The sequence below is a fragment of the uncultured Aquimarina sp. genome (assembly GCF_947496855.1).
Classification (GTDB): domain Bacteria; phylum Bacteroidota; class Bacteroidia; order Flavobacteriales; family Flavobacteriaceae; genus Aquimarina.
Genome location: NZ_CANMED010000001.1, coordinates 1,224,379 through 1,240,230 on the forward strand (window position 1 = coordinate 1,224,379; position 15,852 = coordinate 1,240,230).

Sequence of the window (15,852 nt, forward strand, 5' to 3'; positions counted from 1 at the left end):
GAATCTATATTTATTTTATTGAAACTTATAAGATAATATAACTACGTTTGGAGATACTACTTTTTTAACCATTTTTTTATGCTTAAAAAATTTCTGATGTTAGTTTTATTATATGACAATTACTTTTTCTTTTGGTCATAAAAATTCCTAAGTATATTAAACGCCTTTTTCTTTTCTCCTTTTTCAGAAATAAGCCCTTTTCTATTGTATCCTTCTTGAATTTCTGGCAATACTCTCCTTGGAGACCTAAAATCAACTAATATCCAAGGAGAAAATCCTCTTAACTGCTCCACCCTACTGAGCATCTTTAGTGTTTCTTGATACAAATAGGCTTGATATTCTTCTGACCATCTTGTCAATTCATCTGCATGCAAGCCAAATTTTGCACCAGCACCAAATTCAGAAACGAGTACTGGTTTATTTTGAGTTATCTTCCAGCTTATATTTCTGCATTTTTCTGGTAGACCGTCATACCATCCTATATACTGATTAAAACTCAATACATCGACTACCTCTGCAAAAGGGTCGTCAATTGTTTTTATTGTATTATTACCTTCATAATCGCTTTGTTCTAATGCTGCACTTATTAATCGTGTAGGATCCAATGATCGCGATTTCTTTGCTAGATTGGTGAGAAATAGATTTCTAGAACTATTAGTAGGGGTTTCATTTGCCATAGACCAGATAATAACGGATGCTCTATTTTTATCACGATTAATGACCTCTGTCAATTGATTTTCTGCATTCTTATAGGTTTCTTTATTTTCCCACTCGATTGTCCAATAAACAGGATTTTCTTCCCAAACCATAATACCCATTTTATCAGCCAACCTAACCATATGTTCATTATGTGGATAATGAGCTAATCGTACGTAATTACAACCTAACTCTTTTGCCCAAGTAAGTAGTTGTTTAGCGTCTTCTTTAGTATGCGCTCTACCCTTTCTAATTGCACTTTCTTCATGAATACAAATACCTTTTAGAAATACTTCTTCATTATTAAGAAGAATATCTTGACCTCTAGTTTTTATCGTCCTAAAACCTATTTGATCTTTTATGCTTTCAGCTTTAGCCTCTATAATAACATCGTATAGATATGGGTTTTGTGGTTCCCACAGTTTAATTTTTGCTATATCTATTGTTACTTTTGCCATGCCCTTGACATCGGTTACAACCTCATTATTTATGGCCAATTCAGGAATAATTATCCGAATTTTCTTTTTAGATATCTCTTCTCCAGAAAGTTTAATATATCCTTTTATCTTTTTATCATTTTCGGGATCAAGTTGAATAAAATAATCATAAATAAAATTTTCTGGTACTTCTACCAGCTTGACATCTCTAGTAATCCCTCCATAATTCCACCAATCAGTGTTTAAAGTTGGAATTGCTTCTTTTTTTCTCTTATTATCTACCTTAACAACAAGAAAATTATCCTTAGCTTTTAGAAGTTTGGTGACCTCAAAGTTAAAAGGTGTAAATCCTCCTACATGTTTACCAAGTTTCTTTCCATTAAAATATACATCTGCTTGATAATTAATTGCATCAAAATAGACAAAAACTCTATTAAGTTCTTTTGCCTTTTGATAATTAAATGATTTTTTATACCAGACAGTTCCTTCATAATAATAAAGCCTTTCACTTTGAGTATTCCAATCTCCAGGAACTGTAATGATTTCTGATTTATCAAAATCATATTCTACCAGATCTGACTTATTATCTGGTTTGGAATTCAAGAAAAAAGCTCCTTTTGGAGGGTTTTCAGAGTTTTCAAAAGGTTCATACCTGTAATTATAGAATCCATTTTCATAAGGATCTACAATATAATTCCATTGCCCATTGAGACTAATTTGATCCCGATTATATACATTAATCAAAATATTTTCTTGACAAAACATAGTAGTCGGAAACAATATTAAAAAAATTAAAAATCTCATATAATTATTTTTAAGGAAATGGATTTGATATAAAAAACGATTCAGAACTAAAGAATCGTTTTTTATATCAACTAAACTATGAATATGAAATGGTTTTCTACTTTTTTAATAATTTTAAACTTTGAGTAGAAGAATTTCCATATAATTTTAAGAAGTATAATCCTGTATTTTGATTACTTAAATCCACTTCTATTTTTTGTCCTTTTTGGTCAATTGGTTGATCAACAATTACCTTTCCTAAAACATCTAATATTCTAAACCTAAAATATGGATGCTGAGATGGTAATATTATTTGTGTCAGCTCTGTTAATGGGTTTGGAAAAACCAGTACCTCAGCATTTATATTATCATCTAATCCAGAGGATCTATTGTTATTGCAAGAACCAACTACAAAGTCGTGCTTTGAATTAGCTGTATTATTTTCCCCTCCTGTTGGCAAGCTATAGGTATAATAAAAATAAACCTGATCTCCATAATTTGCATTTATTTGAAATGGCGTATTAGGAGTAACAAGATATCCCGGAAATGATCCTGTACTAGAAGTACCGTAATAAAGGATGCACACAATATTACCAACTCCTGTTATTTCCGGAACAAAAGTAATTGTCGGGTCTGTATCATCTAATGAAATTTCATAGCTATACTCTTCATTAGCTGCTACTTCTGCACAATTATTCTCATCGTTTGTGTCTTCTGATCTTCTGAACTCAATAAAATTTATATTTAGACCACTTGAATCAAATACTATTCGTAATTCGTGGTTTCCACTATCTACAGCTACTTGTGTCTGAGTAATAGTTTCATAATTTTGCCAAGCACCAGTATTCGAAACAGATATCACATCAGTAATAGTAGTTCCATCTAATTCTAGATGAAATTTACCATTACCATTAGGGGAAGCTACTCTAAAATGAATATCATAACCTTTTGGGGAATCAGGAACATTGATATCATAGGCCAACCATTCTCCTGACTCAATCCATCCAACATTGTAATTTCCAGAACTATCTCCGGTTATTTCAATATCTACATCATCATTTCTGTAGGCTCCACCTGTATTTCCAAGATTAGCATCCTGATAACCTATACCTTCTCCCCCATCTTTATAATCTTCGGCTTCAACAAAGCCTGGCAAAGAAATAGTATTAGCCGTAGTTGACACAACAACTTGAGTACTTGCAGTAATGCTCTCACTTGTAACGGTAATTGTATATGTACCATTGGTAGATGAAGTAAATAATCCATTCTGATTTATAGAACCTCCTGTTGTAGACCAAGTAAAATTTGTAGTAAAAACATCTCCTAACTGATCATAACCTACAGCGGTAAATTGAAGTGTGCTGTTAGGTTCTATACTACCAGAAACAGGTGTTAGATCTATACTAGTTAATACACTATCATCAGTGGATCCCGTATATTCAAAAGTCATTCTTCCTAAATTAAAACCTCCATCACCTATATTTACTCTGATGATCTGTTCTCCTGCAATAAGCCGAACATCTTCAGTAATAACATCTTGCCATACATCCCAATTCGTTCCTGTAAATGGAGCAGTAATATTTTCACTAATTTTCACTCCATCTCTTTCAAACCAAAATGGTCCTCCTCCATTGATATCACCTGAAGCATATCTAGAAGTAACTTTATAAAAACCTGCATTAGATACGTTGATAGTGTATTCTAACCATTCGCCAGAACCAGTCCATCCAACGGTTACACCTTCATTATCTGTTATATTAGCATCCACACCTTCAGTTATTCTAAAATCTCCTTGGTTATATGCATCATTATCTACATACGTAATTCCCTGACCGTTTCCTCCTTCAAACACATCATAATGTCCAGCTTCAATAGTTCCAGGAATGTTTAAAGGTGTTCCTGAATATGCTAATTGCGATCCTACTTGAATAGGGATAGCATTAGAAAGATTGAAATTATCTCCGACATAAGCCTTAGCATAAACTCTGGGGAATCCAGGAGCCAGAGATCCACTATTTATGATATAGGGAGCTTCTGTATCAGTACTCAATAATGTTTCATTAGCATAAAATTCTACTTTAGACACAGTTGTTCCTGTAAGTACTGCAGTCAAGTTTACATTACCTCCAGATAGGATTTCTGTACTATCAGTAGCTAGCGTTACATCAATATCTATGTCCTTACTAGTTGCCATACTATTGGCTGGTACAAATAAATTATATCCATCAGAGAAACTGACTGTAATTGGACTATCATTATAATTATGAGCTACATAGGTTAGACTTCCGTTATTGACAAAAGCAGCTGCAATTGGATGGTTTGCTGTGATCTCATTTGCTACTTGTCCTAGTGTAACCATTGCATGTAACCAGTGATACGTCTGTGTATCTGATATACCAACCTTAATATTCCTTTCTCGATAAGAATTATATAAATCTAATGCTCGCTGAGGATCTGCAAACGACAAAAACTTCCAATACGTATCATACCAAAGATTGTCATTAGGTGTGTTATTTAACACCTCTGTATTCTGTGTCATTTCCTCCCATACTCTATCTACATAATCTTTGCGATGTCCCAAATATAAAGAACCAGCATGAATCGGGTACAACTGTATACCATAAGAAGCCGCTACATCGCTGGTCCACCAGGTGCCGTTATCATAACCACCACCCCAAACTCGTGCAACCATGTCATAGGCATATTCAGGCTGAAAACTTCGCTGTTCTACATCAAACCAATATTCTTGTATAGTAGACAGCTCAGTTGTATATAAATATATTCCAAGATCTCTTATCGCTTTATTATTTGTAATTGCTCCCCAATGTATTAACGCAGAATTAAACTGCATAGATTCTGAGGTCGATTCCTGATCATTCCCAAAGGGTTCTGAAGCAAAACCATTAGCCCAACTATGACCTGCGTACGGACTAAAATTTCTTAGAAAGGGAAACATCGAATCTGTTCTGGAAGGATTGGCTGCATCTCTAACTAATAAATTAATCATCTCACCCCAATCTGAAGCCCATCCTGGATTAAATTGCTCGACAGCAGACGCTGCATGAATAAAATATCCCCAATGAAAATGGTGATCATTTAAATTCGTGTCCTGACGATGTCCGGCAGGATAACCCAACAAAGCATCCCAATCAGAATTATAATAAAAGAGAAATGCTACTTCTCCACTTTCTGCTGATAACCAATCTTCTAAACGTACCTTAACTGTATTAATTAATTGATCTCTGGCTTCTATATTTCCAATTTGATCTGCAATTCTGGCCGCTTGAACTAATCTATTCATGTCCTGACCTTGATTATATGAATCGGTCCATTCTGGCAAACCATCATTTTTAATTTGATCAATAGAATCTGAAAGTGAGCTAAGATCAAAGCCATCTGCGTATTTTCCTAAATCCGGTAGTGTAGGTAAAATTCCACTAAAGGTATTCTCTACAATAAAAGTATTTGATTCAAGGGTCTTTATAGTCCCTCTTACTGACGGATACTCATACCCTACTGGTCTGGATGAATCCGAAGCTAAACGATCCCATTGATGCGGTAATAAACCTTGCAATACTTGATCATAACTTCCTTCTTTTACATCTGGTATTACATTAAAAGTAGTTCTTACTTTACCATTAGTTTCATCATAATCCCAATCAACTTGGGTGTTGCCTGGAAATACAAAAGCAAATTTCTCATAATTAGCTATTGCGTCATCCATATTTACTCCAAAAGGCAGCAACACCATCGACCAATAATTTTTGCCATTCAAAGTAGATGTATATACTCCATTACTTCCTGTCCAAGTAGATCCAGAAGGCGCAAAAACTACATAGTTTGAATTACTCATATTATTTTGAATAATCAATTTATTACTATCGATACTTACTCCCGCTTGATTAAAATTAACAGTTACTCTTGCCAATCCAGCGGTATTACTTTTTTCAAAATAAACAAAAGGAGAACCAATATTAACTTTACTGAAGAACGTATTGTCCCAATTCATGGTAACGTTCCAATCGGAATGATCCGACACCGTAGAATTGGATGCATTTAAACCCTCGGTACCTATAACTATAGCTTTTACATCACTCATAGGTTGTCTATAATCACTAGGACCTGAACCTAAAGGAATTGTATAATTAATATTTAATCCTGTGTCTAAAGATCTAAAAGACAAAGGGTAATTAAATGCTTTTGATCCGTGATCAGTCTTGATCATATCTGACCACCAATCATTGGTTGGGACAGGTTTAGAAGCTGCTACTCCTGAAAGCCAAGGAGTTCCAGAAGGGTAACCGTTTCTTCCGGCGGCATCTACTCCTGGAAAAGAAGTAGTATAACTCCCGTTCCCAACAGGAACGATCTGACCACATATCTCTTTCACTGAAAAAATCATACATAGTAAAGCTATTACTAACATGAATTTATTCCTTTTCATAATTTTAGTTATTTAATTTTGTGTTGAAATTTTGTGTTGAAAAAAAATAAGGATTGTTACTTTTCAGTAGCAATCCTTATCTAAAATTAGTCCTTCATAATTTTGTGAATTGAAGATTTTCTATCCTGACTATAAGTTTTTATCATATAAAATCCATTAGGTAAAGAACTAAGATCTATACTTAGTTGAGTTTGAGTCTCATTTACCAACTGTGTTTTTAGCAGCTTACCACTTATATCGTACACATTAACCAGGTACGCATTCTCTAAACCAGATAATGTAATCATTGTATTTGCTGGATTAGGAAAAATAGTTATATCTAAAGGGTTCTTTTCTGTATCTATATTTGATCTGTTTACACAAGATCCAACGGTAAAACTATTTCGCGAACCAGCTGTATTATTTTCTCCTCCAGTAGGTAAACTGTAGGTATAATAGAAATAAATCTCATCTCCTTCATTGGCATTGATCTGAAAAGGTGTGTTTGGCCGAACAATATATCCTGAGTAGTTTCCTGTTGGAGAGGTACCATAATATAAAATACATACGTTTTCACCCATTCCTATTACTTCGGGAACATAGGTGATCGTTGGGTTGGTTGTATCTTCGGAAACTATATAACTATATTGATCATTATCAGCGGCACCAGAACAGCTGTTTCCTCCACCAGTTGAACCAGAAGAAGTGATAAATTCCATGTTATCAAAATTCAGTCCGTTTGAATCAAATACAACGCGGAGCTCATGAGCACCAGTACTTATAGAAACTCCTTTTACTTCTACAATTTCATAATTTTGCCATCCATTTGTATTCGATACAGATATCACCTCCGTGATGGAAATTCCATCCAGCTCCAAATGAAATTTACCATTGCCATTAGGGGAGGCTACACGGAAGCTGATATCATAACTATTTGTTGATTCCTTAGCATCAATATTATATGCTAACCATTCTCCTGTGGCAATCCAACCCACATTATAACCTCCAATGGTGATTTGAATATCTACATCATCCTGTCGATAAGCGTCTCCAATATTTCCTACACTAGTATCGAAATATCCAACTCCTTCTCCACCTTCCTTATAATCTTCAGCTTGTATTATTCCCGGTATTGTAACAAAGATTCCTTGATTTTCATTCACGGCTACGGAAACTGAACCAGAAATTGAACCACTTGTAGCTGCAACTGTATAAGTACCTAATGTAGAACCCGTATATAAACCATCAGTATCTATTGAACCTCCTGTTGCCGTCCAAGTAAAATTAGTATCAAAAGGATTTCCATTTTGATCAAAACCTTGCGCACTAAACTGTGTGGTTTGTCCTTGATTAATAGAAACTATATCCGAAGAAACTGTAATAGATGATAGTACTGGCGTTTGGGTTACAACTTCTTTACTTAGAGATCTTAGGTTATCGATATAAAATGTATCCCCACTATTGTTATTAGGGTCAAATAAAAATACAATAGTATCTATTTGAGCGTCGGTAACTATTAAATCTGGAGTTCCAGTAAGAATAAACTCCAATGCGTGCCAATTATTTTGTTCCTTTACTGTAGCTTGATACACACTATGTCTACCGGATGGATAATTATTGGGGGTAGATAATGAACTTGCTTCTAATTGCCAACTAATAACAGTTCCAATCGGAGCGCTTGTATACACATCCATTGCAAATCTTTTGTCTTCGGAAACATAAGCACTAGCATCATCAATAAAATCGGTATCCAAAAATAAAACATCATATAACTCTGTATTATCCCTAACATAACTTCCTGCTTGAGATGAATTATTTACATCATTTGCATCTGGGTTTCCAACATTTTCTATATAGTTACCAGTTGTTGTATTATTTAAAGAAATATTATCTACTCCGTTATAATTATGGATCACTTCTGAAAGCTCATATGAAGGAGGTAAAACAGTTACCCCATATCTAAAATTATCGAAATAATAAGTTTCAGACACATTAGAGTTAGGAGCAAAAAGAATTGAAACCTCATCAACAGATAAGTTAGACGTTCCTGCATCTGGTGCCGTAGTATAACTAAATGCAATAGTATGCCACTGATTCTGGGCTTTCACAACACTACTGTATTGACTATTTCTTCCTACAGGAAAATCATTATCTGATCCTTCTTGATTTTCTAAACTCAAAGAAATCTCAGTTCCTACTGGGGCAGATGTATAAACATCCATAAAAAAGATATTGTCTCCGTTTATAAAAGGACTTGAATCTTCTATAACACCTGTATTAAAACTCACCACATCATACAACTCAAAGGCTCCTCTTTCATATCGTGCTACATTAGAACTATTATTAACACTATTTGGAGTCGGATTAGTAACATTTGGAGTATACTCCCCATTTTCAAAAAACAATTCTAACTGATTTATTCCATCATAATCAGCTATAATAATTTCTTCTAATAAAGTAGGGTCAGGTGCATCCATTTTTCTCATATTATCAATATATACCGTATGTCCTGTATAACTATCTGGGTCAATTAATAAGACAAATTGATCTACATCTAAAGCTCCAACACTAGTATCTGGTCTATCTAGCAACTCAAATTCTAAGGTTTCCCATTGATTCTGAGAAATAGTTTTAGCACTATATCTACTATGACGACCTGATGGCCAATTTCCAGAAGACAGTGAACCATTCTCAATCTGCAAAACAAACTCTGTTCCTATTGGCGCATCGCTATATACATCTAACCAAATGGATTTTTCTCCGGAAGTATATTCCAAGGCATTCCCAATATTAGTCGTCGTCATGTACAAACCATCATATTGCGCGCCAGTAGCTCGGACATATCTCCCTACAATTGAGGAACTGTTGTTACTATTCTCTCCTGGATTTGCAACAGATTCACTTAATGCTCCATCTGTAGTTGAAGTATATGCTACATTCCTATTTCCTTCAAAATCCTCAAAAACATATTCTAAGGTTTTAATTGGGTTAACAGAGACACTCATCTTAAATTCATTAATACCACATCCCGGGACATTTACAACAACTTTCACATCTCCTTCTGTGACACCCCAATCGACCAATATAGTATTAGTTCCTTGACCAGAAGTAATAACACCACCACTAGGTACTGTCCAATTATACGAGGCTCCTTCTGTTGATGTAATTGTATAAGGCTTAGCTGTTTCTCCTTCATAAACATTATTATCTCCTATAAGCTGTGTATTAAAAGTTCCACTATATACTCTAACATAATCAACCTCCATCTGCGTAGGATAATCTGCTGGCGTAGGCGGAATATTGCCCGTGTAAGGAGTTCCAGGGCCTCCAACCGCCACGTTAAGTATTAAATACCAATCTCCTTCACTAAAAGGCCAAGGATCTACCGTGTTGCCAGGTGTTACCGTATGATATAATTGATCATCCACATACCATCTTATTTCTGTTGGTTCCCACTCCACTGCGTATTCATGGAATCCTGCAGAAAGGTCTAATCCTGCATTAAATTCTCTACCGTTATATTGCCAACCTCCATTAGAATAATGTACAGTACCACCTACACTTTCAGGGTTTTTATGCTGAGATTCCATAATATCGATTTCACCTGTAAAAGGCCAACTTCCATTTTCTGGTAGCATCCAGAAAGCAGGCCAAATTCCTCCTGCAGAAGGCAACTTAATACTGGCTTCATATCGCCCGTATCTAGAATTAAATTTTCCTGCAGTTATTAACTTTGAAGAAGTAAATTGTTTGCCTCCTGCAGCCTCATTTCTAGTCGTAATCACTAGATTCCCGTTTTGTACGGTGGTATTTTCTGGTTGGTACCATTGTTCTTCGGCATTACCCCAACCACAAAGAGTGGGACATCCATCTCCATTATCAAAACTCCATTTGCTAAGATCTACCGAATTTCCAGAAAACTCATCATTAAATATAAGTTCTGAACATTGTGAATACCCTATTTCGTTTGAAAAAAAAAGGATAATACAAGTTATAATAGCTTTAAAAAATAAGCCCTTTTTCATAATTAAAATTGTTAGTTTGTGTTATATAATTTTATTTTTTTGCATCGTCTAGATATAAGAATACCATATCACTTTCTTTATATCGTACTTTGCACTTAATCTTTCTAGTATAATAATGAATACATCATTTATTGAGTGATTTTTATTTTTTAATAAACCTCGAAATTTTCCAAGTATTATTTTGGTACACTTTAATAAAGTATGTCCCAGATTGTAGTGAACTCACATCAACTTTTATAACATCATTACCTTTTAGAGTTTGTATTTTATTAATTATTTTTCCTGAAACATCTACAATAAACACGCCCGATTTACTGGAGACTCCATAAATATTTAATTGTTCAATAACTGGATTTGGATATACTATGATCTTTAGATCATTCTTTTGAATATCATCCGAATCATCAAACCGTTGTATAGCCTGTCTTGTAATTTTAATCCAGTTAATATTCCAACCATCGGTTACTGCATATACTCCTAAAGGATATGTCCCAGCATTTATATTCACTGTATGTGAAACTGTTGTCCAGTTCTGCCATCCTCCCGTATTTGGTATACTAACTTCACCTAGAACAGTGGTTCCTGCGTCTAAATCAGTTGAAAACCTAGCATCATTTACTAAACTGGCGACACGATATTCTATAAGATAATTTCCAGAAGTTGGAAACGTAATATTATTAAATGCCATCCAATCACCTGAATCAATATATCCTACATTTTCTCCTCCTTCAGAACATGGTTCTGTCTGAACTCCGCTCATAAACGTATATTCCTCTGCTTCGATAAATTTACTGAAACCTCCATCTGGCGGAGTGCTGTCAAATCCTCCTAGTGTAATTTTAATATTCTCTGGATTTGGTGTATGTATTGTTGCTGATTGATTATAAACATCATCATAAGCAAACGTATATGTTTGACTTTCGAAGCTAATATCAGTTTGATGAAAAAATTTAGAATACCAGTTATAGGGCCAAGTTTGATAATACTTAGAAGTATCACCAAAATCTTGTAGCGTTCCTGAAGACATATTTAGGTCAACAGCATGTCTAGTAATTGCCGCCACCATTTGTGACTGCACTACTAAATCCCACCGATTTCCAGAAGCCATCACACCGCTACCTTCCATAGCCTCTATAGTTGTTGGTTTACCAAAAACAGTTCCTATCTGGCCGTCACTATCTCTCCTAAATACGAAATTAGTTCCTTCTACACCTCCTCGCCAGATGCCCGCATCTGAAGTAAATGCAAGTTCCTGGCTTGAATACTTAGACCAGATTTCATTAATATAACCATCCATAAAATCTTTCGGAAACGATTCTACTTTTGTTGGAAAATGAATTGCGCCTTCTGATGTACTTAACAAGCTCTGAAATTCGCTAGGAGCTGTGGTTTGCCATTGAGCAAGAATCTCATTGTGTTTTTTTAGCTCTCCTACTTTTTTATAAAAATTATTACCCCAAACTTCTAACCCCATAGGGTATTGATATGCATCGACTCTAGATGTATTACACCAAAGACCAAAATCATTAAAAGTTAATTCTATCAATTCAAATTTAATTCCTTGGTTTGGATCTGTTGGATTTGCTAAATTAGGAGCAGCATATCCACTTGATGCTCCAGAATGTCCGAAAAAGTATAAATACAACTGACTCTTAAATGAAATCATTATACGACATCCCGCTATTTTAGGAATCTGGATCGTTTTATTTGGGATATCACTTAGTTTACGAAAACAATTTGCATATTTCCCATCAAGTCCTGGACCTTGATTTCCATCAATTACGGGCCCTTGAACAGTATTAATCGAAGGATCCATATTATTAACTTGACCATTTATGGGATTTACCCATACATGACCATCTGTAATACCTACTATCGCTATATATACTTCATTATCAGGATATTCTGAGTTATTTGATATTTCATAAGGTAGCGTTTGCCCTTTTGCTGTAATACTAAATAATAACAATAAACAAAAGAGTTTAAGAATATTATTGATTTTTGGTTCGGTTTTAAAGAGTACGTTTTTTTTCATCATTAAAGTAATTTGTGTAATTAAGTTAGTTTTAAAAATTTCATATAAGCAATATTCCACCATATGTGTTTTTACACATACAGCATTACTATTCCCAGTATTCAAATTGTTTCAACCTAACAATCTGAACATCAAATATGTTTTTCCCAAGTAGTCCCGATAATTAGAAACATTAAATATTCCAATTATCTATTTCCATGTTTGATATTTAAAAAATATCATTATCTTAAATCCGATTTCAGTTGTATAATGAATATATACTGTGCTGAAACCAAGGGTAGAGCTGAATTAAATATTCCTTGTTATGTTGGTATTTATTTCCAGATTTTGATATAATCAATCTCAAATTGCTTTGGAAAGATAGTATCATCAACTTCTGGACCCCCAAAATTACCACCAATGGCAAGGTTAATAATTATGTAAAATGGCTTATCAAAAGGCCATGTTTTGTCATTTTTAGTTTCTGGAGAAAATGTATAAACCAGCTTATTATCTATATAAAAATCTATTTTATCTTTAGTCCATGTTGACCTATAGGAGTGAAAACCTTCTTCTATAGTACCAATTAATGTTTTCTTAGAGTTAATCGTATTGCCGAAACTTTGTCTCGTATGCAATGAATTATAAATCGTGCGAGGTTCTTTACCTACATACTCCATAATATCTATCTCTCCACAATCTGGCCAACCTTTTTCTTCTATATCCGAACCAAGCATCCATATCGCTGGCCATAAACCATATCCTGTTGGCAGTTTAGCACGAACTTCTATAGTTCCGTACTGAAATTCTATCTTATCTTTAGTTGTTATTCTACTGGATTTATATACATCTCCATTTTTTGTTGCAGTAATGATCAAATTCCCATTATCTAATTTAACATTCTCCTTAGTGTAGATCTGTCTTTCATTATTACCCCAACCACACAAATCCGGACAACCATCTCCTAATTGGTAATTCCAATAGGATTCATTTAGATTGGTGTCCTCAAAATTTTCTTCCCAAATAATAGAATTCGAATCTTGACAAGAAAAAAGAAGCAATGGTAAAATTATATAGGTTAAGAGTTTTTTCAATTTATTTTAATTTAAAATTAGATGTTATAGTATTATCAGAACTTCCACCAACAAATACTTCAAATTCTCCCTGCTCAATAATCCATTGATTCTCATTATTATAAAACCCTAAAGTCTCCTTATTTAATTCAAAACTTACTGTTTTTGTCTCTCCTGGCTTTAATGAAGTCATTTCAAAACCTTTTAATTCCTTTACTGGCCTTGTAACACTCGCAAAAAGATCTTTAATATATAATTGTACCACTTCTTTACCTTTATAATCTCCAGAATTAGTAATATCAATTGATACATTTATTTTTGGATTAGTAACCGAGATGTTTTTTGCATTTATTTTCAAATTCTTATAATCAAAATTAGTATAACTCAATCCATGTCCAAAGGCATATAATGGAGTGTTCTTTTGATCAGAATAATGTGACCAAAAAACTATATCCGGAGCTGGTTCTGCAGGTCTCCCTGTACTTTTATGGTTATAATAAATCGGGACCTGACCAACATTTCTAGGAAAAGACATCGGTAATTTCCCGCTAGGGTTATAATCTCCATATAACACCTGAGCTATCGCGTTTCCGCTTTGCGATCCTAACTGCCATGCTTCAACAATTGCAGGGATATGGGCAGCTGCCCAAGGTATTGCCAGTGGTCTTCCATTATTTAAAACCAAAACAATGTTCTTATTGACTTTATAAATTTCTTCTAAAAGATCTTGTTGCACTCCAGGCAAATCGAGGGTTGTTCTACTTCGTCCTTCCCCACTTTGGAAACCAACCTCACCTAAAACCATTACCACTACGTCAACTTCTTTAGCTATTTTCACTGCTTTTCCAAATTCACTTTTATCTGTAGTATTTATTTTCGTTTCAGTTACAAACGCAGTATCCCCTATAGATACATCAGCACCTTTGGCATAAACTAATGTATTGTCTTTATATTGACGCATTCCTTCTAAAACAGAAACCGCCGTGTTATCATCAGCTGCTATTCGCCAACTCCCTAAAGGGCTATTTTTATCACTCGCCAATGCTCCTATTAAAGCTATTTTCTGGCCTTCTTTTTTAAGTGGAAGCAATTTATTATCATTTTTGAGCAATACAATTGATTTTTTGGCCATATCTAATACAGCTTCATGATTTTCTTTGCTACCTAAAATCATTTTCTCTCGATTCTCATCACAATATTTATAGGGATCATCAAATAAACCAAGTTCATACTTTACTCTAAGAATCCTTCTTGCAGAATCTTCTATCAAACGTTCTTCTATTTTTCCTTCTTTTACCAAATCAGCTAAATGCTCTACATATAGATAAGATTCCATATCCATATCTGATCCGGCATTAGCAGCCATTTCTGCCGCGCTTTTTCCGTCTTTTGCATACCCATGGGCAATCATCTCGGTTATCGATCCCCAATCCGAAACTATAAAACCATTAAAATTCCAATCGCCTTTAAGAATATCTCTCTGTAACATTTTATTCCCTGTTGCAGGTATGCCATTAAGCACGTTAAACGAATTCATAAAAGTTTTCACTCCCACTTTATTTGCAGCAACAAAAGGAGGAAAAATCATATTGTTTAAAGTAGAAGTTCCTACATCTACTGTATTGTAATCTCTTCCGGATTCAGAAAAACCATATCCTGCAAAATGTTTTGCGCAAGCAGCTATTGTATTAGTAGCAGAAAGATCATCTCCCTGAAAACCTTGTACCCGAGCCACGCCTATTTTAGAACCTAAAAATGGATCTTCTCCTCCTCCTTCCATAACTCTTCCCCATCTTGCATCTCTAGATATATCTAACATTGGTGCAAATGTCCAATTAATTCCAGCCGCAGAAGCTTCCAAAGCTGCTACCTCAGCAGATTTTCTAATTGCTTCCATATCCCAACTTGCCGATTCTGCCAAGGGAATGGGACTCATTGTCTTATATCCGTGTATAACATCAAATCCTATAATAAGAGGAATTCCTAATCTAGATTCCTCAACTGCTATTTTTTGTACTTTTTTTACATCTTCGACTCCTCTTACATTTAACATAGAGCCAACCCAACCTTTTCGTAAGTGTTCATATTTAATAGCGGCAGCTCCTTCTTTGGGTTGCGGGCCTGTTAAATCCCAAAAACCATTATACTGATTCATTTGACCTATTTTTTCTTCTAAGGTCATAACGGCAAGAAGTGAATCTACTTTTGATTCTATTTTGCTATCTAAACCGTCCGAAACGATTGTCGTATTAGTATTAAAACCTTCAGATTTCTCTGAAGAAGAATTACAACTCATCAAAAACAAACTACAAAGGATACTAACAAATATGAAATCAGTCTTTTTCATCATAAACGATCTAAAAATTTTATTTAAGCACTATTAATGTTAATGAGGAAGGCT

Annotated in this window: 6 protein-coding genes; all 6 read right to left on the minus strand. The window is 34.5% G+C overall.

Translation table 11 applies throughout. The features are described from left to right. Window positions 1–119: 119 nt before the first annotated feature. Window positions 120–1,937 carry a glycoside hydrolase family 2 protein gene (locus Q0921_RS05380; protein ID WP_299254350.1) on the minus strand — a complete coding sequence of 606 codons (1,818 nt, stop codon included), beginning with the start codon at window positions 1,935–1,937 and terminating at the stop codon, window positions 120–122. 97 nt (window positions 1,938–2,034) lie between these two features. Then, window positions 2,035–6,360 carry a glycosyl hydrolase gene (locus Q0921_RS05385; protein WP_299254353.1) on the minus strand — a complete coding sequence of 1,442 codons (4,326 nt, stop codon included), beginning with the start codon at window positions 6,358–6,360 and terminating at the stop codon, window positions 2,035–2,037. Between the two features lie 86 nt (window positions 6,361–6,446). After that, window positions 6,447–10,364 carry a family 16 glycosylhydrolase gene (locus tag Q0921_RS05390; RefSeq protein ID WP_299254356.1) on the minus strand — a complete coding sequence of 1,306 codons (3,918 nt, stop codon included), beginning with the start codon at window positions 10,362–10,364 and terminating at the stop codon, window positions 6,447–6,449. A gap of 142 nt (window positions 10,365–10,506) precedes the next feature. Then, on the minus strand, window positions 10,507–12,399 hold the full coding sequence (locus Q0921_RS05395) for a beta-1,3-glucanase family protein (protein ID WP_299254359.1): 1,893 nt from the start codon (window positions 12,397–12,399) through the stop codon (window positions 10,507–10,509). Window positions 12,400–12,713: 314 nt separating this feature from the next. Continuing rightward, window positions 12,714–13,472: a glycoside hydrolase family 16 protein gene (locus tag Q0921_RS05400; protein WP_299254362.1), complete on the minus strand. Its 759-nt coding sequence runs from the start codon at window positions 13,470–13,472 to the stop codon at window positions 12,714–12,716. 1 nt (window position 13,473) lies between these two features. Next, window positions 13,474–15,798, minus strand: a complete 2,325-nt coding sequence (gene bglX / locus Q0921_RS05405) for a beta-glucosidase BglX (RefSeq protein WP_299254776.1) — start codon at window positions 15,796–15,798, stop codon at window positions 13,474–13,476. Window positions 15,799–15,852 lie beyond the last annotated feature (54 nt).

Excerpts from the sequence above, each read along its gene's own strand:
- Q0921_RS05395 (WP_299254359.1), bottom strand. The coding sequence starts at position 12,399 with ATGAAAAAAAACGTACTCTTTAAAACCGAACCAAAAATCAATAATATT.
- Q0921_RS05385 (WP_299254353.1), bottom strand. The coding sequence starts at position 6,360 with ATGAAAAGGAATAAATTCATGTTAGTAATAGCTTTACTATGTATGATT.
- Q0921_RS05390 (WP_299254356.1), bottom strand. The coding sequence starts at position 10,364 with ATGAAAAAGGGCTTATTTTTTAAAGCTATTATAACTTGTATTATCCTT.
- bglX (WP_299254776.1), bottom strand. The coding sequence starts at position 15,798 with ATGAAAAAGACTGATTTCATATTTGTTAGTATCCTTTGTAGTTTGTTT.
- Q0921_RS05380 (WP_299254350.1), bottom strand. The coding sequence starts at position 1,937 with ATGAGATTTTTAATTTTTTTAATATTGTTTCCGACTACTATGTTTTGT.